The organism is Streptomyces sp. NRRL S-646 (assembly GCF_000720765.1).
Classification (GTDB): Bacteria; Actinomycetota; Actinomycetes; order Streptomycetales; family Streptomycetaceae; genus Streptomyces.
Genome location: NZ_JODC01000003.1, coordinates 417607 through 441387 on the forward strand (window position 1 = coordinate 417607; position 23781 = coordinate 441387).

Annotated in this window: 19 protein-coding genes; 8 read left to right on the forward strand and 11 right to left on the reverse strand. The window is 70.4% G+C overall.

All coding sequences use genetic code 11. The features are described from left to right. Window positions 1–61: 61 nt before the first annotated feature. Complete coding sequence (locus tag IH68_RS0106345; protein WP_234341267.1) at window positions 62–883, reverse strand: hypothetical protein; 822 nt, start codon at window positions 881–883, stop codon at window positions 62–64. A 297-nt stretch (window positions 884–1180) separates the two neighbouring features. Between IH68_RS0106345 and IH68_RS0106350 the strand changes: the two genes are divergently transcribed. From IH68_RS0106350 to IH68_RS0106360, 3 genes are all read left to right on the forward strand, one after another. Then, window positions 1181–2893: a chitinase gene (locus IH68_RS0106350; protein WP_030929668.1), complete on the forward strand. Its 1713-nt coding sequence runs from the start codon at window positions 1181–1183 to the stop codon at window positions 2891–2893. Between the two features lie 251 nt (window positions 2894–3144). Continuing rightward, complete coding sequence (locus IH68_RS0106355) at window positions 3145–3651, forward strand: SigE family RNA polymerase sigma factor (RefSeq protein WP_030929671.1); 507 nt, start codon at window positions 3145–3147, stop codon at window positions 3649–3651. Between the two features lie 74 nt (window positions 3652–3725). Next, window positions 3726–4982, forward strand: a complete 1257-nt coding sequence (locus tag IH68_RS0106360; protein ID WP_030929674.1) for a hypothetical protein — start codon at window positions 3726–3728, stop codon at window positions 4980–4982. Window positions 4983–4994: 12 nt separating this feature from the next. Here IH68_RS0106360 and IH68_RS0106365 read toward each other — a convergent pair whose 3' ends face one another. The 4 genes from IH68_RS0106365 to IH68_RS0106380 all read right to left on the reverse strand — a co-directional run bounded on the left by IH68_RS0106365 (window position 4995) and on the right by IH68_RS0106380 (window position 10329). Then, entirely contained in the window at window positions 4995–6317 is a 1323-nt protein-coding gene (locus IH68_RS0106365; protein WP_030929678.1) for an Nramp family divalent metal transporter, read from the reverse strand. A gap of 59 nt (window positions 6318–6376) precedes the next feature. Then, window positions 6377–6775 (reverse strand): ATP-binding protein, encoded by a 399-nt coding sequence (locus IH68_RS0106370; RefSeq protein WP_037884635.1) that lies wholly within the window; start codon window positions 6773–6775, stop codon window positions 6377–6379. Between the two features lie 161 nt (window positions 6776–6936). Continuing rightward, a complete protein-coding gene (locus IH68_RS0106375; protein WP_030929684.1) occupies window positions 6937–7842 on the reverse strand; it encodes an MEDS domain-containing protein in 906 nt (301 codons plus the stop codon). Window positions 7843–7896: 54 nt separating this feature from the next. After that, window positions 7897–10329 (reverse strand): ATP-binding protein, encoded by a 2433-nt coding sequence (locus IH68_RS0106380; protein ID WP_030929687.1) that lies wholly within the window; start codon window positions 10327–10329, stop codon window positions 7897–7899. A gap of 333 nt (window positions 10330–10662) precedes the next feature. On the opposite strand from IH68_RS0106380, the gene IH68_RS0106385 reads away from it, so the two are divergent. After that, window positions 10663–12006 carry a M14 family metallopeptidase gene (locus IH68_RS0106385; RefSeq protein WP_030929691.1) on the forward strand — a complete coding sequence of 448 codons (1344 nt, stop codon included), beginning with the start codon at window positions 10663–10665 and terminating at the stop codon, window positions 12004–12006. Window positions 12007–12009: 3 nt separating this feature from the next. Here the strand turns inward: IH68_RS0106385 and IH68_RS0106390 are convergent, their stop codons facing one another. From IH68_RS0106390 to IH68_RS0106410, 5 genes are all read right to left on the reverse strand, one after another. Next, the gene (locus IH68_RS0106390) at window positions 12010–12594 is read right to left on the reverse strand and encodes a hypothetical protein (RefSeq protein ID WP_030929693.1); all 585 of its coding nucleotides are present in this window, start codon (window positions 12592–12594) and stop codon (window positions 12010–12012) included. Between the two features lie 64 nt (window positions 12595–12658). Continuing rightward, the gene (locus IH68_RS0106395; RefSeq protein WP_030929696.1) at window positions 12659–14140 is read right to left on the reverse strand and encodes a GntP family permease; all 1482 of its coding nucleotides are present in this window, start codon (window positions 14138–14140) and stop codon (window positions 12659–12661) included. Between the two features lie 151 nt (window positions 14141–14291). Further along, the gene (locus tag IH68_RS0106400) at window positions 14292–14702 is read right to left on the reverse strand and encodes a RidA family protein (protein ID WP_030929699.1); all 411 of its coding nucleotides are present in this window, start codon (window positions 14700–14702) and stop codon (window positions 14292–14294) included. A 24-nt stretch (window positions 14703–14726) separates the two neighbouring features. Beyond that, window positions 14727–15488: an IclR family transcriptional regulator gene (locus tag IH68_RS0106405; RefSeq protein WP_030929702.1), complete on the reverse strand. Its 762-nt coding sequence runs from the start codon at window positions 15486–15488 to the stop codon at window positions 14727–14729. Next, complete coding sequence (locus IH68_RS0106410) at window positions 15485–16705, reverse strand: sugar kinase (protein ID WP_030929705.1); 1221 nt, start codon at window positions 16703–16705, stop codon at window positions 15485–15487. Before IH68_RS0106410 ends, IH68_RS0106405 begins: the two co-directional genes overlap by 4 nt. Before the next feature lie 197 nt (window positions 16706–16902). On the opposite strand from IH68_RS0106410, the gene IH68_RS0106415 reads away from it, so the two are divergent. Both IH68_RS0106415 and IH68_RS0106420 read left to right on the forward strand, forming a co-directional pair. Next, complete coding sequence (locus IH68_RS0106415; RefSeq protein WP_030929708.1) at window positions 16903–18168, forward strand: amino acid deaminase; 1266 nt, start codon at window positions 16903–16905, stop codon at window positions 18166–18168. A gap of 10 nt (window positions 18169–18178) precedes the next feature. Then, complete coding sequence (locus IH68_RS0106420) at window positions 18179–19825, forward strand: N-acyl-D-amino-acid deacylase family protein (protein WP_030929710.1); 1647 nt, start codon at window positions 18179–18181, stop codon at window positions 19823–19825. A gap of 9 nt (window positions 19826–19834) precedes the next feature. Here the strand turns inward: IH68_RS0106420 and IH68_RS0106425 are convergent, their stop codons facing one another. Next, window positions 19835–20704, reverse strand: coding sequence for a S1 family peptidase (locus IH68_RS0106425; RefSeq protein ID WP_030929713.1), 870 nt, complete (start codon window positions 20702–20704; stop codon window positions 19835–19837). A 970-nt stretch (window positions 20705–21674) separates the two neighbouring features. Here IH68_RS0106425 and IH68_RS0106430 point away from each other — a divergent pair. Both IH68_RS0106430 and IH68_RS0106435 read left to right on the forward strand, forming a co-directional pair. After that, complete coding sequence (locus tag IH68_RS0106430; protein WP_030929716.1) at window positions 21675–22886, forward strand: pyridoxal phosphate-dependent aminotransferase; 1212 nt, start codon at window positions 21675–21677, stop codon at window positions 22884–22886. Window positions 22887–22933: 47 nt separating this feature from the next. Continuing rightward, window positions 22934–23347, forward strand: a complete 414-nt coding sequence (locus IH68_RS0106435) for a hypothetical protein (RefSeq protein WP_030929719.1) — start codon at window positions 22934–22936, stop codon at window positions 23345–23347. Window positions 23348–23781: the final 434 nt, after the last annotated feature.

The window sequence follows — 23781 nt, forward strand, 5'->3', positions numbered from 1 at the left end:
ATATCGGTCGAGCGGACGGGATCGTGCGGGCGTTACGTCTGCGGCGGGGCCGGTCGGCGGTTCACGAGCCTCTTCCCGCGGGGAGCTGGTTCTCCAGGATGGGCGGCGGGCCTGCGGAGCAGAAGACACAGCGGTCACCGATGACGTCGATGCCGCACCAGTGGCAGGAGCCCTGCCGTACCGACGTGACCAGCTGGTACAGCACGGACAGGTCGGGCAGGAAGGCGGCGAACTCGATCAGCTTGCCCGTCCCCCACCAGGCCGCGGACTCGGCCGGCAGCACCGCCTCCCGCAGCCCCTGGGCGTTCCACTGCGGGACGAGGCTCGCGGTGACCCAGTCCGACTGCAGCTGACCCTTGGCGACCAGCATCGAGGTGCCGAACTCCGGCCCCGGAAGGGTGGCCCCGGGAGCAAGCTTCACCAACTGCGGCTCGGGGTGGGCGAGTACGGCGAAGTGCTGGCCCGGTACCCACGACTTGGCGTGCTGCTTGAGTCCGACATGGACGCGGTCGAGGCGGGCGACCGACCCGAGCAGCGCTCCGGCGTGGATGTAGTGGGTGAGCAGGCGGCCGGCGGAGGCGAGCACCCCGGGGCTGAGGTCGCAGGAGGCCAGCTGCCTCAACTGGCGGGCCAGGACGGCCAGTCCGAGCGGGGGCAGAGCGGGCCGGAACAGGGCGATTCGGTCGGTCTCCAGCAGGGAGCGGATCGTGTGAAGCCGCCGGCCCGTCTCCGCGGAGACCGCCTGTGAGCAGACGACGACCAGATGCCCGTGCTGGTCGATCAGGCTCTGCACACCCGCCAGCGCCTGCTCCAGCGGCTGCTTGTCCAGGTCCTGCAGGACGACGGCAGGCAGGGTCCGCTCGTCCTGCGGTGGCAGCGCCATGTCGGCACTGGTCACGGCGATGGCAGTTGGCACGCGCAGCTCCCCGTGGTACGCCCGTCGGCGAACCGGCGCGTTACTCCGGTACACCGAGGTGACTTCACTCCGTGACTACCTCAGCACTGTATCCACGCCTCTGTGGCCGGAGAACAGCGTTTGTGTAGCTGATGAGCAACTGCCGTTTCACAAGTTGCGCCAAAACGGGGCAGGTTCGAGCATCTCGCCGATCCGCGAGCGAGACTGCGGCCCATTTGGTCTGGACCTCTTGACACGCAGATTGGTCTGGACCAACTTATTGTCATGTCCCCACAGAGACGATCGGCAGCACGGCTGTCGACAGCACGGCTATGGTCAGGAGCCGTCACCGCCGCCCTCGCCCTCACCTTCGCGGGCACGGGCCAGGCGTCCGCAGCGGACGTCAACAACGCCAGGAACGCCGGCTTCGAGTCCGGCCTCGGCAACTGGACCTGTTCCGCGAGCAGCGGTACGACGGTCTCCTCCCCCGTGCACGGCGGCGCGGCCGCGCTCAAGGCCACCCCGGCCGGGCAGGACGACGCCCAGTGCAGCCAGACGGTGGCGGTCAAGCCGAACTCGACGTACTCGCTGAGCGCCTGGGTGCAGGGCGGCTACGCCTTCCTCGGCGTGACCGGCACGGGCACCACGGACGTGTCGACCTGGACCCCGGACTCGGCCTCGTGGAAGCAGCTGACGACGAGCTTCACCACGGGGTCGGCCACGACCTCCGTGACGGTGTACACGCACGGCTGGTACGGCCAGGCGGCGTACTACGCGGACGACGTGTCGGTGTACGGCCCGGACGGGGGCGGAGGCGGCGACCCGGCACCCACGGTCCCGTCCACGCCGAGCGGCCTCTCGGTGTCCGGTACGACCTCGTCCTCGGTCTCCCTCTCCTGGAACGCGGTCTCGGGCGCGACCGGCTACAACGTCTACCGGGACGGCACGAAGGTGACGGCGGTGACGGGCGCGTCGGCGACCGTGACCGGCCTCACGGCCTCGACGTCGTACTCCTTCCAGGTCACCGCGACGAACGCGGCGGGTGAGTCGGCGAAGTCGACGGCGGTGACGGGCAGGACGACCGCGTCCTCCGGGGGCGGCGGTGGCACCGCGCTTCCCAAGCATGCGGTCACCGGTTACTGGCAGAACTTCAACAACGGCGCGACGGTCCAGAAGATCTCGGATGTCTCGTCTCAATACGACATCATCGCCGTGGCCTTCGCGGACGCGACGACGACGCCGGGCGCCGTGACCTTCAACCTGGACTCGACGGGGCTCGGCGGCTACACGGTCGACCAGTTCAAGGCGGACATCAAGGCCAAGCAGGCGGCGGGCAAGAAGGTCATCGTGTCCGTGGGCGGCCAGAACGGCACGGTGTCGGTGAGCGACTCGACGTCGGCGACGAACTTCGCGAACTCCGTGTACTCCCTGATGCAGACGTACGGCTTCGACGGCGTCGACATCGACCTGGAGAACGGCCTCAATGCGACGTACATGTCCCAGGCGCTGCACTCCCTGTCGTCAAAGGCGGGCTCGTCCCTCGTGATCACGATGGCCCCGCAGACGATCGACATGCAGTCGACGTCGAACGCCTACTTCCAGACCGCGCTGAATGTGAAGGACATCCTGACGGTCGTCAACATGCAGTACTACAACAGCGGTTCGATGCTGGGCTGCGACGGCAAGGTGTACTCACAGGGCTCGGTGGACTTCCTCACCGCCCTGGCCTGCATCCAACTGGAGGGCGGCCTCGCCCCGTCCCAGGTGGGCCTGGGCCTGCCGGCCTCGACGAGCGCGGCAGGCAGCGGGTACGTCTCCCCGACGGTGGTGAACAACGCCCTCGACTGCCTGACGGCAGGCACGAACTGCGGCTCCTTCAAGCCGTCGAAGACGTATCCCGGCCTGCGGGGCGCGATGACGTGGTCGACGAACTGGGATGCGGCTGCGGGGAGTTCGTGGTCGAACGCTGTGGGGGCGCATGTGCATGGGCTGCCGTAGCAGCCTTTGACTGAGTGCTTCGGTGCGGCGCCGCGGGACATGCGGCGCCGCACTTGTGCGCAGGTGCAGCGGCTGCGAGCCCAAGAGAGAGCGATCCGACCCGCGAAGCCCTCCGCACCATGATCCTCGGCATCAAGGCGGGCGAGGCGGACCACCTGCTCTGAAACATTTCCCCGGTCCCACCGCGTCAATGAAGTGAGGACAGTGGAGCGGGCGGTGCCGGGCACGGGGCCGTGGGCAGGGGGACGTGGATGAGACAGGCGCGGGCGGACGAGTACGCGGAGTTCGCTGCGGTGCGGGCCGGGCATCTGTACCGGTCCGCCTGTCTGCTGACCGCCGGCGACACGCATCTGGCCGAGGATCTGGTGCAGGAGACCCTCGGGCGGCTGTACGTCAGTTGGAGGCGCGTGTCCCGCGTCGGGAATCCCGCGGGATACGCGCAGACCGTTCTCATGCGTACGTTCCTCACTCATCAGCGCAGACGCAGCAGCACCGAGCGCGCCACCGACGTGCTGCCCGACGTGCCCGACGACGGCCGTGACATGCCGTTGCGGCTGACCCTGCTGGAGGCCCTGGCCCGGCTGCCCGCAAAAGACCGGGCAGTGGTCGTCCTGCGGTACTGGGAGGACCGCTCCATCGAGGAGACCGCCCAGGTCATGAACGTCAGTTCGGCGGCCGTGCGCACGCGGTGCGTCCGTGCCCTGGGGCGGCTGCGGGAGCTGCTCGGCGAGGACCTCGGCGAGTACGCCCGTCCCTGAACGGCCCGTGCGCCGCCCTGAGCAGCCGTCTTCTTCATCCTCTTCTCGACCTCTTCGCGAAACGGTGGTCCGTCATGCCCTTCGAGCAGCACAACAGTCCCTTCGAGGAACGGCTCTCCGCCGACCTGCGGCAGGCCGGCGACACCTTCGACACCGACCGGGCCGCGCTCGTCACCTCCGGTGAACTGCGGGGGCGGCGCCGCCTGCTGCTGCGGCGGCGGGCCGCCGTCGTGGGCGGGGTCGCCTCCCTCGCTCTCGTCGGCGTGGGCGGCGCCCTGCTCCTGCCCGGCAGCGGATCGTCCGCGCACCAGGACGGAGCCTCCGTCGGCACCGGCAGGCACACCGCCGCCGCCACACCCGCCCCCTCGCCCGTCTCCGGCGACCAGATGATCCGCACCCTCGAAAAGCTGCTCCCCAAGGGGGATTTCAGCAAGGCGGAAGCGCGCGGGACGGACGAGCGGCCGGGGCCGTACGTGAAGCTCGTGTACGACGACAGAAAGGGCGCGGCGGCCATCAGCGTCGGCCTGGGGCGGGTCGAGCCGGGGAGTGACGAGGCGCGCGGGACCACCGAGTGCCCGGGGAAGGTGTTCGTCCATTACGACGCCTGCAGCACGACCCGGCTGCCGGACGGATCGGTGGTCATGGTGCTGCAGGGCTACGAGTATCCGGACCGGCGGGTGGACACCAAGTGGTGGAGCGCCGAGCTCGTCACGCCTCAGGGTCAGCACGTCAGCGTGAGCGAGTGGAACGCGGCGGCCGAGAAGGACGCGCCGGTCAGCCGGGCCGAACCTCCGTTGTCCGCAGCCCAGTTGAGGAAGCTCGCCGCCGCCGGTGCCTGGCGGGACGCCATCGACGCGATGCCTCCGGACACGGACAAGCCGGCCCCGCAGCCGAGCGCGAGCGAGACGGCGGGCTCCGTTGCGATCGCCCCGATCCTCAAGTCATTGCTGCCCAAGAGGGTGTTCAAGGTGTCGGACGACAGCGGCGACGACTCCGGATTCGGCTACCTCGTCCTCGACGACGGCAAGGGCAAGAGCCTCGTCCAGGTCAACGTCCAGGCCAATATGTCGGACGTCGAGGGCGACCTCTTCGGCTCCGGCGCGGAGGTCCTGGCCGACGGGACGAAGGTCACCACGCACCAGGTGCCGAGTGAGAAGGGCGGCGCCGGAGCCGTGATGTGGACCGTCGACACCATCCGGACCGACGGCAGGCGGGTGGTCATCAGCGAGCTGAACTCCGGCGCCCCGCACGACGACGCGACCCGCAAGACACCCGCGCTGACCATGAAGCAGCTCCGCGAGATCGCGCTCAGCCCGAAGTGGTGGCTGTAGTGGTCGATGGCGTCAGAAGAACTCCGCCCACGGCTGGTCCCAGACCTGCTTCACGCACAGGATCAGGAACAGCAGCCCCGCGAGGGCGAGCATCGCGTTGCTCAGCGGGCCGTTGCGCCATTCGCGGGGCGTGCGAGAGGAGTTGAGGAGCCAGATCAGGGTCAGGGCGAGGAAGGGGAGGAAGGCCGCGCCGAGGACGCCGTAGAGGATGATCAGGCGGAAGGGCTGACCCTGGAAGAGGAGGACGATCGGCGGGAAGGTCAGCCAGAGCAGGTAGGCGCGGAAGGGCCACGAGCGTTCCCGCTCGCCCGAGGCGACCTCCTCGCCCCTCGCCGCCGTGCGGCCCCGGTACCGGGCCACGAAGTCCGCGAACATCAGGCTCACGCCGTGCCACACGCCGATCAGCGAGGTGAAGGACGTCGCGAAGAAGCCGATCAGGAAGAACTTCGCCGTCCCCGAGCCGTACTCCTTCGCCAGGATGTCGCTGAGCTGGATGAGGCCCTTGTCGCCGCTCGCGATGGCCACGTTCGCGGAGTGGAGCAGTTCGGCGCCGACGAAGAGCATCGCGACGACGAAGACGCCCGTCGTGGCGTACGCGACGCGGTTGTCCAGCCGCATCACCTTCATCCAGCCGGTGTTCGTCCAGCCCTTGGCGTTGACCCAGTAGCCGTACGCGGCGAGGGTGATGGTGCCGCCGACGCCGCCGATCAGGCCCAGGGTGTTGAGGATCGAGTCCTTCTCGTCCGGCAGGACGGGGACCAGGCCCGCCAGCGCGTGAGGCAGGTTCGGCGTGACCCTGACCGCCAGGTACACCGTCACCACGAACATGACGCCCACCAGGACCGTCATGACCTTCTCGAAGACCGCGTACTTGTTGAACCAGACGAAGGCCAGGCCGACCAGACCGCAGACGATCCCCCAGCCCTTGAGGTCCAGCACGTCCGGGAAGAGTGCCTGAAGCGGGAGCGCGCTCGACGACATCGCCGCGGCGCCGTAGACGAAGCCCCAGATCACCGCGTAGACGACGAAGAAGTACGTCGTCCAGCGGCCCAGGCTCGCCCAGCCGTCGAACAGCGTACGACCCGTGGACAGATGCCAGCGGCCTGCCGCCTCGGCGAGCGAGATCTTCACCAGGCAGCCGACGATCGCGGCCCACAGCAGGGTGTAGCCGAAGTTGCTGCCCGCGATGAGCGTGGCCACGAGGTCGCCGGCACCGACCCCGGTCGCGGCCACGACGATCCCCGGGCCGATGTGACGCCAACTGGACTTGCGGGGGGTGCCGTTCGTGTCGGATGGGGCCTCGGTGTCAGTGGGGTGTCCCGTGGTGTCCGCCATGAAGGTCAACAAACCGCAAAGAGACGGTAATGACAAGAGGGCGGTGCACGGGGCTGCCGCTACGGGTCCCGCCTGCCGCAGCCGTCCGCCCCGCACGTGCCGAGTTCGAACCACACCGTCTTGCCCTGTCCGTCCTGGTGGCAGCCCCAGCGCCTGGCAAGCGCGTTCACCAGGAACATCCCGCGGCCGCTCTCCGAGGCGCCCGCCTCGAGCACCTGCGGGGTGCGGCGGCCCCCGTCCCGCACCTCGCAGCGCAGGACCCCGTGCGCCGCGGACAAGGTGAGGCGGAAGCGGCTCGCGGAGTGCAGCAGGGCGTTGGTGGCCAGTTCGCTGACGAGGAGTTCGGCGACGTCCACCAGGTCGTCCCGGTCGGTCAGCCCCCAGACCTCCAGCTGTCTTCGGACCTCTGCGCGGGCCTCGCGGACGGCGGTCGGGCGGGGGTCGTATTCGACGCTCAAGTCACCTGCCCGCAGGGGTGGTTGGGGGTACGCGGCGAACTGAGGGCCCGGGTCCGGGTGGGGGGTCCCGGAGAGATCCAGCATGGTTTCAGGCTGTCCTCCCCGGCGCCGCGGCAAACGGGGAGGACTACCTGTTTCCATACCTGCGTACGGGCAAGCGGTTACCCGTACTGCAGCCGTACGGTCGTCCCCGTCCCGTCGTCACGGATGTCGACGTAGGCGCACACCTGCCGGGTGAACCACAGGCCCTGGTCCGGTTCCAGTTCGGGGACGGGCGGGGGGACGAAGCCGGCCAGCGGGTCGTCGAGGCGGCGGGAGGCGCGCAGTTCGCAGACGCAGGCGGGTGCCTCGCCCCACATCAGGGCGCCGGTCACGGAGCCGAGGGAGACGGCAGCCGCGGTGACGGCCTCCGTGAACAACTCCGCGTCCGCCGGTGCCAGTCCACGGGCGGCGGCCGCCCTGCGGACCGTCTCCGGGTCCGGCTGCGTGAGCGGTTCCGCGGTGGCCGGCGGCAACGGCAGTGGTACGGCGTCCAGTTCGGCCGTGAGGCGGACCGGGTCCTCGTAGACGGCGGTGTCGGGGTGGGCGCGGCGGGCCGCCTCGATGATGGCCGTGCCGGCGGTGCGGGTGTCGTAGGCGCACAGGGCGGTCGTCGCCAGCGGTGCGAAGAGGAGGTTGGCGAGCGCCTCGTAGCGGATCCACTCGGTGGTCTCCCGGGCGGAGCGTCCTGCGCGGCCGTTCCAGACGGGTTCCATGAGGAGGTGGATACGGCCGCCGGGGCCGGCGTGTGCGGCGAGGTAACCGGCGCCCTGGGCCACGGCGTTGGCGGCCGAGCCGGTGTACCACTCGGTGTGCGGGACGAAGGTGACGCTCTTGGTGTCACCGCCGAGCGCGTCGCGCAGCAGGTCCAGGTTGTCGGGGGCGGCGATGGCCACCGGCGGGGGTTCGCCGGGGGCGCCGAGGCCCTCGACGAGGAACGGCAGCGCGGCGGCCACGAACTCGTCGTCCGCGCCGTACACGGCCATGCGGTGGTCGAACGGGGTGGGGGCGTGTGGTGTGCTGGTCATGGTTCTCCGCTCTGTGGGGGGTGTGGAGGGCCAGGAGGGGAGCCTGGACGGGGCTCAGTTCTGGGCGGTCACCCAGGCGGCGATCTGGCTGCGGTTGCTGAAGCCGAGTTTGCTGAGGATGCGTTCCACATGGCCTTCGGCGGTACGGCGGGCGATGACGAGCCGGTCGGCGATCTGCTGGTTGGCGAGGCCCTGGGCGACGAGTTCGGCGACCTCCGTCTCGCGGCGGGTGAGCGTGCTGTCCTGCGGGGGCCGGGATCTGCGGCGGGCACTCGTCTCCTTTGCCGGTGTGGGGCGTTGGGGTTCATCGCCCTCCGTCGCGTACGCGACGAGCTCCGCGAGTCCGAGGGCGCCTCCCTTGTCGTACGACTGCTCGAAGGCGGCCTGGCCCAGGGCGGCCAGGGTCCGCTCGCCGCCGGCGCGGCGGATGGCGCCCAGGTGGGTCGAGCCCCAGCGGTCCCGGTCGATGTCGGCCCAGGTGCGGTCGGCGCCGCCGAGCAGGGCGGCCGCGTGTTCGTGGGCGCCCGCCCGGGTCGCGATGTGGGCCAGCAGGTCGAGGGTGAGGGCGATGCCGGTGACGTCGTTGACGTCGAGCTTGAGGCGCAGGGCCTCGCGGGCGTGCCGTCCGGCCTCGTCCCAGTCCTTCTTCACGGTGTGGGCGAGGGCCAGCATCCGCAGCACGTACGAGCGCACCCACTCCTCTCCGTGCTCCTCGCACAGCCGGCGGGCGTGCTCGCAGACCTCGACGGCGCGGTCGGCCTGGCCCAGGAAGCCCAGGGCGCAGGCGAGTTCGACCTGGTCGAGGCCGTGCAGGCTGAGGTGCTGGCCCGGGACAAGGCCGCGGGCGACGGAGGTCTCGAAGTGGTCGAGGGCGGCGGGCAGTTCGTTGCTGAACAGGCGGATGACGCCGATGACGTAGGCGGCGTGGGCGGCCTCGGCCTTGTCGCCGAGGTGCTCGGCCAGCGCATGGGCGTCCCGTGCGCGGCGCAGGCCTCCGGTCATGTCCTGGGTGGCGGCCGCGAGGAGCCCGGCCACCCACAGCCCGCGGGCCCGCTCGCCGGTCGGTTCGGGGTTGGCGTCGAGGGCCCGCTCCAGCCAGTAGCGGCCCTCGCGGGGTGCACCGCAGGCGTGCCAGTAGAACCACAGGGTGCCTGCGAGGCGCAGGGCGGCGAGGCGTTCGCCGGGGGCGGTGAGGCTGAAGTCGAGGGCTGCGCGCAGGTTGTCCTGGTCGGCCCGCAGCCGGGCGACGGTCTCCCGCTGACCGGGCCCGAACCAGGCGCGTTCGCAGTCGGCGGCCCGCCGCTGCATCCAGTCGCGCTGACGGCGCCGGGTGGCGTCCTCCTCGCCCTCCAGCTGCCGCAGCCGGTCGAGACCGTAGTGCCGCAGGGTGTCCAGCAGCCGGTAGCGCACCCCGTCCGGGCCCGTCTCCCGTCCCAGCACGGACTTGTCGACGAGCCCGGCGACCGCCTCCAGCACCTCGTGCGGCCGCACTCTCCCCCAGCCTCGGGCCGGGGGGACCCCCATCTCGCTTCGCTCGTCGTCCGCGCACACCGCCTCCGCCGTCTCCAGGTCGAAGCCGCCGGCCAGGACGGAGGCCCGCGCCCACACCAACTGCTCCTGCCGCGTGCAGAGTTCGTGGCTCCAGTCGACGGCGGCGCGCAGGGTCTGGTGGCGGGGCAGGGCCGCGCTGCTGCCCGCCGTGAGGAGGCGGTAGCGGTCGTCGAGGCGCTCCAGGAGCTGTTCGACGCCGAGTACGCGCATGCGTACGGCGGCCAGTTCGATGGCGAGCGGGAGGCCGTCCAGGCGGCGGCACAGGCGGGCCACGGCGGCCCAGTTGTCGGCTGTGATGCGGAAGCCGGGGACCACGGCGGCGGCGCGGTCGGCGAAGAGGGCGAGGGCCGGGTAGCCGTCGGCGGTGAGGGCCTGTCCGGGCGTCGCAGCGCCGGCGGGGGTCTGCGGGCAGGCCCTCAGGTCGCCGTCCGGGTCGGGGACGGGTAACGGCCTTACCTCCATGAGGTGTTCCTCGGTGAGCGCGAGGCGGTGCCGGCTGGTGGCGAGGACGCGGACGCCGGTGGTGCCGTGCAGCAGGGCGGCGGCGAGCTCGGCGCAGGCCTGCAGCAGGTGTTCGCAGTTGTCCAGGACGAGCAGGAGGCGTCGGTCCCGTACCTGCTCGACCAGGGCGTCCAGCGGGGGCTGCGCGGAGTGGTCGTGCAGGCCGAGCGCGTCTGCGGCGGCCAAGGGGACGAGCGCCGGGTCGTGCAGTCCGGCCAGGTGCACGAAGCGCACCCCGTCCGGGAAGGCCCGTTCGACGCGGGCGGCGAGCCGGGCGGCGAGCCGGGTCTTGCCGACGCCTCCCGGTCCGGTCAGCGTGACCAGGCGCGCCTTGGCGAGCAGTTCGCGGCCCTCGGTCTGTTCGCCGCGCCGGTCGACGAAGCTGGTGGTCTCGACCGGCAGGTGACGGTCCCGTCGCGGCGCTGATCCGCCCATGATCAGCCTCCCTTGCTGCATTTTCCGGGGGCTGACCCCCGGACCCCCAGCAGAAAAGCAGGCTGGCCAGCGCGACCGGCGCGGACAGCGCAAGGCGAACCTGAGTGAAGCGGAACATCACTCTTCTCCGCAATCGGCATATATGCACGTTCAGGTCACACCCGCGAGTGCACTTCGCGCGAGGGCGCCTCTGTAATGACGGCTGCGCGTACACTCCGCGGCCGGTTTTCGCTCTATTGACCTGTCCATGCCATTCCCTGACGATGGGCGGCACCCGCACAGGCACCTCACAGGCACGTCGCAGTGAACCACCCCACCTCCCTAGGAGACTTCATGCGACTACGGATACGAGGCTCCGGCGCCCGCAGCGGCAGACGCGGCGCCGCATTCGCCGCCCTGCTCGCCCTCACCCTCGCGGCACCCGTCTCGGCGACGGCCAACAGCGCCCACAAGGCGGCACCTTCGGCCGACGACGTCCGCCAGTACGAGATCCATGTGGACCACAACACCCCCGTCACCCGCACCGCCATCGCCGCGGCCGGCGTGACCGTGGACGAGGCCGACGAGGAGACAGTGGTCGTCTCCGGACGGGCGGCACAGATCAGCACGCTCCGCCGACAGGGCTACGACGTCTCACCGTTGGGCTCGGTGCCGGACCGCTCCTCGCCCTCGGACGGCGTACGGCTGTACGACTTCCCCTCGGCCGACTCGAAGTACCACAACTACGCCGAGATGAACACGGAGATCGACCAGCGGCTCGCGGCCTACCCGAGCATCATGAGCAGGCGGGTGATCGGCAAGTCGTACCAGGGCCGGGACATCGTCGCCATCAAGGTCAGCGACAACGTGGCGACGGACGAGAACGAGCCGGAGGTTCTCTTCACCTTCCACCAGCACGCGCGGGAACACCTGACGGTGGAGATGGCGCTGTATCTGCTGCGCGAGCTGGGCGCCGGTTACGGCAGCGACTCCCGCATCACCAACCTGGTGAACAGCCGCGAGATCTGGATCGTGCCCGATCTCAACCCGGACGGCGGCGAGTACGACATCGCGACCGGCTCGTACCGGTCATGGCGGAAGAACCGGCAGCCCAACTCCGGCTCCTCGTACGTCGGTACGGACCTCAACCGGAACTGGAACTACAAGTGGGGCTGCTGCGGCGGCTCTTCGGGCTCCACCTCGTCCGAGACCTACCGCGGTGCCTCGGCCGAGTCCGCGCCCGAGGTGAAGGTGGTCGCCGACTTCGTACGCAGCCGGGTGGTCGGCGGCAAGCAGCAGATCACCGCTGGGATCGACTTCCACACGTACAGCGAGCTCGTACTGTGGCCGTTCGGGTACACCTACTCGGACACGGCGACCGGGATGACGGCGGACGACGCCGCCGCCTTCAAGGCCGTGGGGCAGAAGATGGCGGCGAGCAACGGGTACACCGCCGAGCAGTCGAGCGACCTGTACATCACGGACGGGTCGATCGACGACTATCTCTGGGGCAGCCAGAAGATCTTCGACTACACCTTCGAGATGTATCCGACGTCCAGTGCCGGGGGCGGGTTCTACCCGCCCGACGAGGTCATCGAGCGGGAGACGTCACGGAACCGGGATGCGGTGCTGCAGTTGCTGGAGAACGCCGACTGTATGTACCGATCCATCGGCAAGGCGGCCCAGTACTGCAGCTAGCAGCTAGTCGGCGTCCTCGGCCTCGGTGCCGTCGGTGTCCTTGGTTTCCTCGGCGCCTTCCTCGAAGTACGCGTCGAGGACCGCGTCCAGCTGTTCGTCCCACTCGCTGAAGCGCGCCCTGGCCGTCGCCTCGATCTCGATCGGGTACCAGCGGCGGTCAGGGGTGTGGACGGTGATGGTGAACCGCTTGCCGAAGCGGGGCGACTCGGTCTCCACGGCGCCGATCTCGTCCCAGCGGAACTCGCACTCCTGGTCGTCCAGGGTGAGCCGGACGCCCCTGTGATCGGCGACGATCTTCGCGCGCCGGTCGGAGGCCTCGAAGACGGGCCCTTCGGGGGCCTCGTCATCGTCATCGTCCGATGAGTCCTCGTCCTCGGCGGCCGGCTCCTGCTCCTCGGCCTCGGTCTCCGCCTCCTCGGGCTCGGCGGACTCGGCGTCCTCCGCCTCGACATCCTCGACCTCCTCGACCTCCTCCGGCTTCTCGGAGACGGGTGAGGTGAGCCCGGGAATGAAGGCCGGGTCGAATCCGGCACCGGTCACGGGCTCGCCCTTCAGGGGCTGGCTGCTCGATCCTATGCGCTGCTCCACAGCGGGCAGTATGGTCGAAGATCCTGTGGCGGACACAGCCAGCCCCAACTTCGTTATGAGACGCCTACACGAACAGGCTCAGTACCGCAGCCACCAGGAACCCCACGACCGACAGCACCGTCTCCAGCACGGTCCACGTCTTCAGGGTGTCGCGCTCGCTGATGCCGAAGTACTTGGCGACCATCCAGAAGCCTCCGTCGTTGACGTGCGAGGCGAAGATCGAGCCTGCCGAGATGGCCATGATGACGAGGGCGACGAAGGCCTGGGAGTGGTGGCCCTCCGTGAGGAGGGGGGCGACGATGCCGGCCGTCGTGACGATCGCCACCGTCGCCGAGCCCTGGGCCACGCGCAGGACCACGGAGATCAGGTAGGCGAGGACGAGGACCGGGAGGCCCACGTCGTGGAAGGTGTCCGAGAGGGCCTGGGCGACACCGCTCGCCTTGAGGATCGCGCCGAAGACACCGCCCGCGCCGACCACGAGCAGGATGTTGCCGACCGGCTTGAGCGAGGCCGTCGACACCGTCTCCAGGGACTTGCGGGACCAGCCGCGGCGGATGCCCAGCAGGTAGTACGCCAGGAGCAGCGCGATCGTCAGGGCCACGAACGGGTGGCCGAAGAACTCGATCACCGAGCGGCCGGTGGAGGGGTCCAGGGCGATGGAGGAGAAGGTGGCCGCGAGGATGAGGACCAGCGGGGTGCCGATGATGCCCAGCACCGTGCCCAGCGGCACCGGGTGCTCGCGCGGCTCCACCCCCTGCTCCCGCTGCTCGTTGATGACAGCGAGCTTCGCCTCGGCCGCCGCCTCCACCATGTCCTGCGGTACGGCGACGAAGATGCGGCGGCCGATCCACGCGGAGAAGGCCCAGGCGGCGAGGACCGCGGGGATGCCGCAGACGACGCCCATCAGGATGACCCAGCCGAGCTCCACGTGGAGCAGACCGGCCGCGGCCACCGGGCCCGGGTGCGGGGGCAGGAACGCGTGGGTCATCGACAGGCCCGCGAGGAGGGGCAGGCAGTAGAGCAGGATCGACTTGCCGGAGCGCTTGGCGGCGGCGTAGACGATGGGCGCGAGGACGAAGATGCCCACGTCGAAGAAGACCGGGATGCCGAAGATGAGGCCGGTCAGGCCCATCGCGAGCGGGGCCCGCTTCTCACCGAACAGCCCCAGCAGGCGTGACGCCAACACCTCCGCGCCGCCGCTGACTTCGAGGATCGCACCGAGCATCGTGCCCAGGCCGATGATGATCGCGACATGGCCGAGGATGCCGCCCATCCCGGTCTCGATGGTGGACACCGCGTCCGAACGCTGGACCGTGCCGAAGAGTTCGGTGACCGAGAGGCCGGCGAGCAGGCCGACGGCTATGGAGACGGCCAGCAGCGCGACGAACGGCTGGAGTCTGACCTTGATGATCAGGAAGAGCAGCAGGGCGATACCGATGGCGGCGACGGTGAGGAGGCCGGCCGTTCCGTCGACCAGGAGGAGCAGGCCTCCCGTGTGGGGTGGGGCCACGGGGGCTGGGGCTGTTGCGGCGAGCGGGAGGGACATTTGGGGGTCCTCTACGTAAGTGCACAGGAAGGGGGTCTGGGGGTCTTCCCCCAGAGGGCTCAGCCGGGCAGGGGGGATCGCGGTACGGCGCCCTGGGGGATGACGGGCGCCGCGCCGTGAGTGCGTACGGTGTGCGGGAGTTGAGGGACCGTCAGCCGAGTACGGCCAGCGCGTCGATCTCGATGAGGAGACCCGCGGGCAGACCGACGTAGACCGTCGTGCGCGCGGCGGGCGGCTGGGTGAGGCCCTGTTCCTCGAAGTAGGTGTTGTAGATGCCGTTCATCTCGGCGAAGTGGTCGACGTCCGTGAGGTAGACGCGGATCATCATCACGTCGTCCCAGCTCGCGCCGCCCTCCTCCAGGATCGCCTTGACGTTGGCGAGGGTCTGGAGGGTCTGTTCGCGCAGGGTCGGGCCGGCGGGCGTGGGGGGCTTGCCCTCCTCGGCGGGCAGGAAACCGACCTGGCCGGCGACCTGCAGGATGTTGCCCTTCTTGACGCCGTGGGAGAACTTCGCGGGCGGAGTGGTGTGGGTCTTGGGGGTGAGGGCGATCTTCTCGGTCACGGGCTTTCCTTCACTGGCTGCTGTTCACTGGCTGTCCTTGACCGGCGTTCTTCCGGAGTACTCCCCGCTGATCGCGTCGGCCGTGCGGCGCACCAGGGGGAGCAGGGTGAGGAGTTCGTCGGCGGTGACGACGACGTTCGGCGCGGAGACCGACATCGCGGCCACGACCCGGCCGTCGGCGCCGCGGATCGGTGCGGCGACGCAGTTGATGGACTCCTCGTGGCCACCGAGGTCGGTGGCCCAGCCCTGTTCGCGCACCTTGTCCAACTCCCGCAGAAAAGCAGGGGCGTTGGGGGTGGAACGGGAGGTGTACATGGGGTAGTCGAGCTTGTCGGCGAGCGCCCGGCGCTCCCCTTCGGGCAGGTCGGCGAGGAGCAGTTTCGCCACCGCGGCGACGGTGATCGCGACCGGCTTGCCGATCCGTGAGTACATCCGGACCGGGTACCGGCTCTCCACCTTGTCGATGTAGAGGACCTCGGACTCCTCGTACACGGCGAGGTGGACGGTGTGCCCGCACTGCTCGTTGAGGCGTACGAGGTGGGGGTGGGCGATCTCGCGGATGTCGAGGTTCTCCATGGCCTCCTGGGCGAGGGCGATGAGGCGGGCGCCGAGGCGGTAGCGCTGGTCGGACTGGCGGTAGACGAGGCCGTGCTCGTGCAGCGTGCGCAGCAGGCGGAGGGCCGTGGACTTGTGCACGTCCAGGCGGTCGGCGACCTGGCCGAGGTCGGCGGGGCCCTCGGCGAGCAGCGGCAGGATGCTGAGCGCGCGGTCGACGGTCTGGCTCATGGGGTGCGTACCTCCTCCGGGGGCCGGCCGGCTTGCGTCCAGCCGGGGCCGAGTCGAAGTCTCTCCCACGTGTCGTCATCGAGGGCGGCGAGGCGGTCGGCGTGTGCGCGGGTGGGGGGTGGGGCGAGGTCGCCTTGGGCGGTGAGGGTGGCTGCCGCGGTGAGGTGGCCGTGGCGCAGGCAGGTCCCTGCCGGGAGGCCGCGCAGGGTTGCCGACAGGAAGCCGGCGGCGAAGGCGTCTCCGGCGCCGATGGTTGCTACGACGTCCACGGCGAGGGCGGGGACGAAGGTGCTCGGCGGTGGGGCTGGGCGGGGGTGGGTTTCGCTCGCCCGCGCCGGCGGGGTGCCGCCTTTCTTCGGCTCGGGAGCCGCCCCGGCGGCACGACTGCCCGCAGGCTCCGCGCAGTGGCGGCCCGCAGGCTGCGCGGCGTGACTGTCCGCGGGCGGCACGGCGTGGCCGCCGGTCGGATTCAGGGGCGCGGAGCTGCTTCCATCAGCGGCTGCGCCGCGGGGCGCGACCAGCCCACGAGCACCCGTGGGCGACACGAAAGCTGTAGCCCCCACTCCTCCTTGCTTGACCACCAACACCTCCGGCTCGGGCAGCGCGGCGCGAACCGCCTCCGGTCCGCCCGTCACGCCCCACGCCTCCTCCGCCTCGTCCTCCCCCACGAAGACGACGTCGGCGCCGCGGGCCAGTTCCAGCAGCACCCCCGCTCCGTCGGTGTCCGGCCACAGGCCCGGCCTGTAGTTGACGTCGAAGGAAAGCAGCGGGCGACCGGGCCGCGGTGCGGTCAGCTCGCGCATCAGCCCCAGGCAGCCCTCCGAGAGCGCCGCCGTGATCCCCGACAGGTGCAGCACCCGCCCGGCGCGTACCGCGTTCAGGTCCGTGTTGGCGACCGTCATCGCGGAGGCCGCGGAGCCGGTCCGGTAGTACGCCACCTCGTGGGCAGCAGTCGAGCGGTCGCCGGCCGTGCGGAAGTAGATGCCGGTAGGGCGTGCCGGGTCCCGTCGTACGGCGGTGACGTCGACGCCGTACGCCCCGATCGCCTCGACGAGGTGGTCGCCGAACCCGTCGGCGCCGACCCTGCTCACCCAGCGCACGGAGTGCCCGGCGGCCGCGAGGGTGCAGGCCACGTTGGATTCCGCGCCGCCGATGGCGCGGTCGAAGGAGGGGACGTCGGCGAGGCGGCCGGGCCGGGAGGGCAGGAACGTGACCATGGACTCGCCGAGCGTGACCACATCGACCACACCGGGGTTGCAGGGTCCGCTGACGGTCACGATCGTCGTAGCTCCTAGGTCTGCGCGGGGTGGCGGCGGCTCCGTTGACCCCGCGTTGGCCGAGATGTTAGACAGCGGTAAGCGATATACGCAATGAGCATTGCACACACTGCAACTCACCTGATCAGGGAGGCCTCATGGGCACGGAAGACCTCGCCCGGCTCGCCGGGGAACGCGTCGACCACCGGTTCAAGGGCCTCCCGCCGGACGCCGACGGCCTGACCGTCGGCGAGCTGGCCGCCCAGCGCCGCAACCTCTTCACCGGCGGCTTCCCGACCCCCGTCCTCGCGCTGTCGGCCGAGCGCCTGGAGCACAACCTCGCGCTCATGGAGACGTATGCGACGCGCCACGGCCTCGCCTTCGCCCCGCACGGCAAGACCACCATGGCCCCCCAGCTGTTCCGGCAGCAGATCGAGCGCGGCGCCTGGGGCATCACGCTCGCCGTGCCCCACCAGGTCCGTGTGGCGCGGGCGTTCGGGATCCAGCGGGTCTTCCTCGCCAACGAGCTGGTCGACCCGGCCGCCCTGCAGTGGATCTCGGCCGAGCTCGACGCCGACCCCGGGTTCCGTCTCGTCTGCTACGTCGACTCCGTGCGCGGGGTGGAGCTGATGGACGCTGCGCTGCAGGGGGCAGCCCGGCCGCTGGACGTCGTCGTCGAACTGGCGGCCGGTGAGGGCGCCCGTACCGGGGTCCGTACGGAAGCGGAGTGCGCGGCGATCGCCGATGCCGTGGCCGGTACGCGGACGCTGCGGCTCGTCGGGGTCGCGGGCTACGAGGGCGAGGTCCCGCAGGCCGACCCGGAGCGGGTGCACGCCTGGCTGCGGCGGCTGGTCGCGCTGGCCGTCGACTTCGACAGGGCGGGCCGCTTCAAGGACGCGGACGACATCGTCGTCAGCGCGGGCGGCAGCGCCTGGTTCGACGCGGTGGCCGACGTGTTCGCGGAGATCCCCGAACTCTCCGTCCCCGTCCTGAAGTTGCTGCGCTCCGGCGCCTACGTCTCGCACGACGACGGCCACTACCGAAAGCTCACCCCCTTCAACCGGGTCCCGGAGGAGGGCGCCCTGGAGCCCGCCTTCCGGCTCTGGGCCCAGGTCGTCTCCCGCCCCTCCGCGGAGCAGGCCTTCGTCAACGCCGGCAAGCGTGACGCGGCGTACGACCTCGACCTCCCCTTCGCCCAGGTCGTCCGCCGGGACGGCGCCGAGCGTCCGGCGACCGGCATCTCGGTGACCGCGCTGTCGGACCAGCACGCCTGGCTGCGGACGACGGACGAGGCGGACCTGGAGGTCGGGGACTGGCTGGGCATGGGTCTGTCCCACCCGTGCACGTCCTTCGACAAGTGGCAGCTGATCCCGGTGGCGGAGGCCGACGGCACGGTGGTCGACTACATCCGCACCTTCTTCTAGGGGGCAGGCCGTGGAGGAGCTGGTCATCCGGGACGCGGATGTCGTGGACGGCAGCGGTGAGCCGTCGTACCGCGCTGACGTGGTGGTCGACGGCGGCAGGATCGTCTCGATCGTCAAGGAGGCGGCCGCCGCGGGCTGCCAGCGCCCCGAGGCGCGCCGGGAGCTGGACGCGGAGGGGCTGGTCCTCTCCCCCGGCTTCATCGACATGCACGCCCACAGCGATCTGGCCGTGCTGCGCGACCCGGACCACAGCGCGAAGGCCGCGCAGGGGGTCACGCTGGAGGTCCTGGGTCAGGACGGGCTGTCGTACGCGCCCGTCGACGACCGTACGCTCGCCGAGGTGCGCCGCGCGATCACCGGCTGGAACGGGTACGGCGACGACATCGACTTCGACTGGCGTTCCGTGGGCGAGTACCTGGACCGGCTGGATCACGGCTTCGACGGTCGGGGGATCGCGGTGAACGCGGCCTATCTGATCCCGCAGGGGACGGTCCGCATGCTGGCCGTCGGCTGGGAGGACCGCGAGGCGACCCCGCAGGAGCTCGACCGGATGCGGCAGTTGGTCGCCGAGGGCATGGAGCAGGGCGCCGTCGGCATGTCCTCCGGGCTGACCTACACGCCCGGCATGTACGCCAAGGACGCCGAACTGACCGAGCTGTGCCGGGTGGTGGCCGAGTACGACGGCTACTACTGCCCCCATCACCGCTCTTACGGGGCGGGCGCCCTGGAGGCGTACGAGGAGATGGTGGCCCTGACCCGGGAGGCGGGCTGCGCACTCCATCTCGCCCACGCCACCATGAACTTCGGCGTGAACGAGGGCCGGGCACCCGAGCTGCTGTCGCTGCTGGACCAGGCCCTGGCGGCCGGGGCCGACATCAGCCTCGACACGTACCCCTACACACCCGGCTGCACCACCCTCGTGGCGATGCTGCCGAGTTGGGCGAGCGAGGGCGGGCCCGAGGCGGTCCTGAAGCGGCTTGCGGACGACGGGACCGCGGAGCGGATCCGGCACCACATGGAGGTCGTGGGCGCGGACGGCTGCCACGGCGTGCCCATCGAGTGGGACACGATCGAGATCTCGGGTGTGGCGGATGCGGGGCTGGGCGACTTCGTCGGCCGTACGATCCTGCAGTCGGCCCGGGCGCGCGGCGAGACGCCGTGGGCCACCGCCCGTCACCTGCTGCTGGCGGACCGGCTGGGCTCGACGATCCTCCAGCACGTGGGCCACGAGGAGAACGTCCGGGCGATCATGCGGCACCGCGTCCACACCGGCGGCTCGGACGGCATCCTCCAGGGCACGAAGCCGCACCCGCGCGCCTACGGCACCTTCCCGCAGTATCTCGGCCGGTACGTAAGGGAGTTGGGCGTGCTGTCGCTGGAGGAGTGCGTCGCCCACCTCACGTCGCGGCCCGCCGCCCGGCTGCGGCTGCCGGACCGGGGCCTGGTCCGCGAGGGCTACAAGGCCGACCTGGTGCTGTTCGACCCGCAGACGGTGGCCGCGGGGGCTACGTACGAGAATCCGCGCACGCTTCCGACGGGCATTCCGTACGTCCTCGTCGACGGCCGGTTCGTCATTGCGGACGGCCGGCGGACGGACGTGCTGGCGGGTCGGGCGGTCCGTCGCAGTCCCGTGCGACGGAACGCCAACCGGCAGTGAGCTACGGGGCTACGGCTTGGGCAGAGTGCAGCCTGCGGCGCTCAGGTTCAGCTTGTTGCCGGTGGTGAAGCAGGCCGGGATCTGGTAGGTCTCCTCGGCGTAGTTGATGCCCTGACGGACGGTCACGTTGCCGCTCGCGTCGACCTCGCAGGGGTTGTTCTCGGTGCAGCGCTCGCCGTCCTCGTTGCCGGTGTTGTTGACGGCGACGACCTTGCCGGTGGCGTTGTCGACGACGGGGGAGCCCGAGGTGCCGCCGATGGTCTGGCAGGCGGAGGTGTAACGGAGCGAGTCCTTCCAGGTCCAGTCGCCCTCCTTGAGGCGGTAGACGAAGCCGTCGACGTTGCAGGCGTACGTCTTCTTCCAGTAACCGGAGACGACCGTGATCGCGGTGCCCGCGGTCGGGTGCGTGTCCTGCACGGTGAGCGGGCTGATGCCGTACGTGCTCTTGATCTTCGCGTAGGTCGTGGTGAGCTGGTAGATCGTGACGTCGGTGTCCGTCATCGTCGAGTACGCGACCTTGCTCGCGCGCAGCGTCCCGACCTTGGTGGCGGAGGAGTTGAGCAGGCTGAAGGTACGGCTGGAGGCCTGGTCGACGATGACCTCGCCCGGCTCCGGGAACCCGGTCTCCAGGCAGTGGCCGTTGGTCATGACGAGCGCCGGGTCGGTGTCCGCGGAGTTCGGGAAGCGGATGACGGACCCGGAGCAGTTGCTGAGCGCCACGGTGCCGGCGAAGTTGACGGCCTTGATCGTGGGCGTGGCCGTCCGGGTCGTCGTCTTCGTGGCCGCGCCGTCCGTGAGCAGGGGCGCCGCGACCGCGGGCGCCATGCCCGCCCCGGTTATCACCAGGGTCGAGAGCACGGCGAGGAGAGGCTTCTTCATGTGGGGGTCCCCTCTTGCGACTTGGGCGACCGGAGATTTTCCGGCCGCCCATAGTTTTGACATGTGCATTGTGAGGGGAGAAGGGTGGTTGGGCAAGGAGTTGCTTCAGGACCCCCTGCTCCACAGGGTCAACCTATCGAGCCCTACGGCTGCTTGGGACCCTTCGTAGCACCCTGACCGTGTCCGGGCTTGCTGCCGGAGCGGCCGGGGGGCAACGTGCTCCCGGCGGGCGTGGGTGTCGTCGTGGCGCCCGTGGCGGAGGTCCCGGCCGAGGGCTCCCGGGTCGCGCCCTCGGACACGGTGGGGCTCGTGGACGCGCTCGGGCTCGGGGAAGCCGCCGGGGACAATTCCACTCCCCCACCGGACGACCGGCCGGTGGCCGCCCCACCGGAGGACTGCGAAGCCGTGGGCCCGCCGGAGTCGCCGACCGCCGGGGTCGTGCTCTCCTCCTTGCCCTGCGCCCCACCGGAGGGCCCGGAGGAAGACCCGCCGAAGGAAAACCCACCAATCAGGGCGACAACCACACCGCCGGCAACCACAGCCCCCTTAAGGGCGCGGGACGGTATCGATATGCGGCTCCGCCGCGTGGGCGCGACCAGCCCCCACACACCTGCAGACGACCGACGGCCCGTCCCTCGCCTCCCGCCGGAGCGCTTCGGCTTCCGCCGGGAAGGCCTGTCCACCACCGGAGCCATCTCGCGCGTCTCGTCGTACGCGTTCAGCCACCCGTGCGCGACGGCCGGATCGGCGTATTCCTCGTACGAGGGAGCCCATTCCGGCTGCGGGTGGTACACGTTCGGCGGGCCCTGAGGTGTCCCGTTTTCGTACTCGGGTGGCCTGGACATGACCGCGCATTGTAGGGACGGGCGGGACCCATGGGACAGCTACCGGCGATAACAGCCCAAACCCCACGTCTCACGTGGCGGATAACACGGGCCAAGACGCGTTACCGGGCCGTAAGCTCCCAGACATGCAGGTGATCCAGTCGACCAAGCTCGCCAACGTCTGTTACGAGATCCGGGGCCCGGTGCTCGAGGAGGCGATGCGGCTGGAAGCGGCCGGTCACCGCATCCTCAAGCTGAACACCGGCAACCCGGCGGCGTTCGGCTTCGAGTGCCCCCCCGAGATCCTTGAGGACATCCTCCGCAACGTGTCGACGGCGCACGGCTACGGCGACGCGAAGGGCCTGCTGGCCGCCCGCCGGGCGGTCGTCATGCACAACCAGACCCTCGGCATCGAGACGGACGTGGAGCACGTCTTCGTGGGCAACGGCGTCTCCGAGCTGATCGTGATGGCCATGCAGGGCCTGCTCGACGACGGCGACGAGGTCCTCGTACCGTCGCCCGACTACCCCCTGTGGACCGCCGCGGTCTCACTCTCCGGCGGCACGGCCGTGCACTACCGCTGCGACGAGCAGTCCGACTGGATGCCCGACCTCGCCGACGTGGAGCGCAAGGTCACCGACCGCACCAAGGCGATCGTCATCATCAACCCCAACAATCCGACGGGGGCCGTCTACGACGAGGCGATGATCAAGGGGCTCACCGACATCGCCCGCCGCCACAACCTGCTGGTCTGCTCGGACGAGATCTACGACAAGATCCTCTACGACGGCGCCACGCACACCCCGACCGCCGCCGTCGCCCCCGACCTGCTGACCCTCACCTTCAACGGCATGTCGAAGGCATACCGGGTGGCGGGCTACCGCGTCGGCTGGATGTCGATCTCCGGACCGCGCGCCCACGCGGACTCGTACATCGAGGGTCTGACGATCCTGGCGAACATGCGCCTGTGCGCGAACATGCCGGGGCAGCACGGCGTGGTCGCCGCGCTGAGCGGGCGGCAGACCATCAACGACCTGGTGCTGCCGGGCGGGCGGCTGAAGGAGCAGCGCGACGTCGCGTACGAGCTGCTCACTCAGATCCCGGGCGTGACCTGCGTGAAGCCGAAGGGCGCGCTGTATCTCTTCCCGCGCCTCGACCCCAAGGTGTTCAAGATCAGGGACGACCGGCGGATGGTCCTGGACCTGCTGCGCCGCGAGAAGATCATGGTCGTGCAGGGGACCGGGTTCAACTGGTCCGAGCCCGATCACTTCCGGGTCGTCACCCTGCCGTCGGTCGGGGATCTGCGGGACGCGGTCACCCGGATCGGGAACTTCCTCGACGGTTACAGCCAACTTTAGACGAAATCTAAGCTAGGATGGTTTCCTGACTGCACAGGAGGCCATCCATGTACGAACCGATCCGCACCAAGTCGGTCCACAGCACGATGGCCGGCACCACCTCCGACTTTCCGCACCGGTCCCGTGAGGAGGAGCTGGACATCCAGCTCGCGGGTCATCTCGGGGCGCTGCTCGCCGTCACGGACGAGCTGCGGGCGGCTGTCCCTGCCGAGGAGCTGGACGCCGCGGCAGAGCGGCTCGCCGCGGAGGTGACGCGGCTGCGGGGCGGGCATCCGCCGGTTCGCATGACGACACCGGCCGACGACGACATCGTGACCCTGCATCGGCGGGCCCATGCACTCGCCGGGCGCGCACTGGTGGTCGCCGCCTCCCGCGCCGACACGGCGGCCGCGATTCTCGCCGCCGAACAGATGGACGTCCACGCGGCGGCTCTCGAGCCGCGCGAGCTCGCGTCCCACTGAGCCCTCCGGGCTCCCTTGACGGCCCCGGTCCGCGTGCACCCGCAGCGACGCGCGGACCGGGCGCCACAGCACTGCGTTGGCTTGGGCCGGGGTGCCTATTCGCCGTTGGGTTCGTGTTGCTTGGCGGCTGCGGATTCGTTGTGGCTGATCGCGCAGTTCCCCGCGCCAGTAAGGGCGCGGCTGCACTGCAGCGGCTTTTGCCTTTAGGGGCGCGGGGAACTGCGCGACAAGCCACGACGCACCCGCACCCGCACCCGGCAGATCACAGGCACCCCAACGGCGAAGGCCTGTCGTCGCCTTTCCGCCGGGGCGGACGGAAAGGCGACGACAGGCCACGAGCCACGTACGCCGTTGTACGCGGCCTCGCCGTACCTCACCGCGGCCGGCCGTGACGATCACTGGTCAGGGCACATCCCAACCGGCCGCGGAGCTTT

Excerpts from the sequence above, each read along its gene's own strand:
- IH68_RS0106345 (WP_234341267.1), bottom strand. The coding sequence starts at position 883 with ATGGCGCTGCCACCGCAGGACGAGCGGACCCTGCCTGCCGTCGTCCTG.
- IH68_RS0106350 (WP_030929668.1), top strand. The coding sequence starts at position 1,181 with ATGTCCCCACAGAGACGATCGGCAGCACGGCTGTCGACAGCACGGCTA.
- IH68_RS0106355 (WP_030929671.1), top strand. The coding sequence starts at position 3,145 with ATGAGACAGGCGCGGGCGGACGAGTACGCGGAGTTCGCTGCGGTGCGG.
- IH68_RS0106360 (WP_030929674.1), top strand. The coding sequence starts at position 3,726 with ATGCCCTTCGAGCAGCACAACAGTCCCTTCGAGGAACGGCTCTCCGCC.
- IH68_RS0106365 (WP_030929678.1), bottom strand. The coding sequence starts at position 6,317 with ATGGCGGACACCACGGGACACCCCACTGACACCGAGGCCCCATCCGAC.
- IH68_RS0106375 (WP_030929684.1), bottom strand. The coding sequence starts at position 7,842 with ATGACCAGCACACCACACGCCCCCACCCCGTTCGACCACCGCATGGCC.
- IH68_RS0106380 (WP_030929687.1), bottom strand. The coding sequence starts at position 10,329 with ATGGGCGGATCAGCGCCGCGACGGGACCGTCACCTGCCGGTCGAGACC.
- IH68_RS0106385 (WP_030929691.1), top strand. The coding sequence starts at position 10,663 with ATGCGACTACGGATACGAGGCTCCGGCGCCCGCAGCGGCAGACGCGGC.
- IH68_RS0106395 (WP_030929696.1), bottom strand. The coding sequence starts at position 14,140 with ATGTCCCTCCCGCTCGCCGCAACAGCCCCAGCCCCCGTGGCCCCACCC.
- IH68_RS0106405 (WP_030929702.1), bottom strand. The coding sequence starts at position 15,488 with ATGAGCCAGACCGTCGACCGCGCGCTCAGCATCCTGCCGCTGCTCGCC.
- IH68_RS0106410 (WP_030929705.1), bottom strand. The coding sequence starts at position 16,705 with ATGGTCACGTTCCTGCCCTCCCGGCCCGGCCGCCTCGCCGACGTCCCC.
- IH68_RS0106415 (WP_030929708.1), top strand. The coding sequence starts at position 16,903 with ATGGGCACGGAAGACCTCGCCCGGCTCGCCGGGGAACGCGTCGACCAC.
- IH68_RS0106425 (WP_030929713.1), bottom strand. The coding sequence starts at position 20,704 with ATGAAGAAGCCTCTCCTCGCCGTGCTCTCGACCCTGGTGATAACCGGG.
- IH68_RS0106430 (WP_030929716.1), top strand. The coding sequence starts at position 21,675 with ATGCAGGTGATCCAGTCGACCAAGCTCGCCAACGTCTGTTACGAGATC.
- IH68_RS0106435 (WP_030929719.1), top strand. The coding sequence starts at position 22,934 with ATGTACGAACCGATCCGCACCAAGTCGGTCCACAGCACGATGGCCGGC.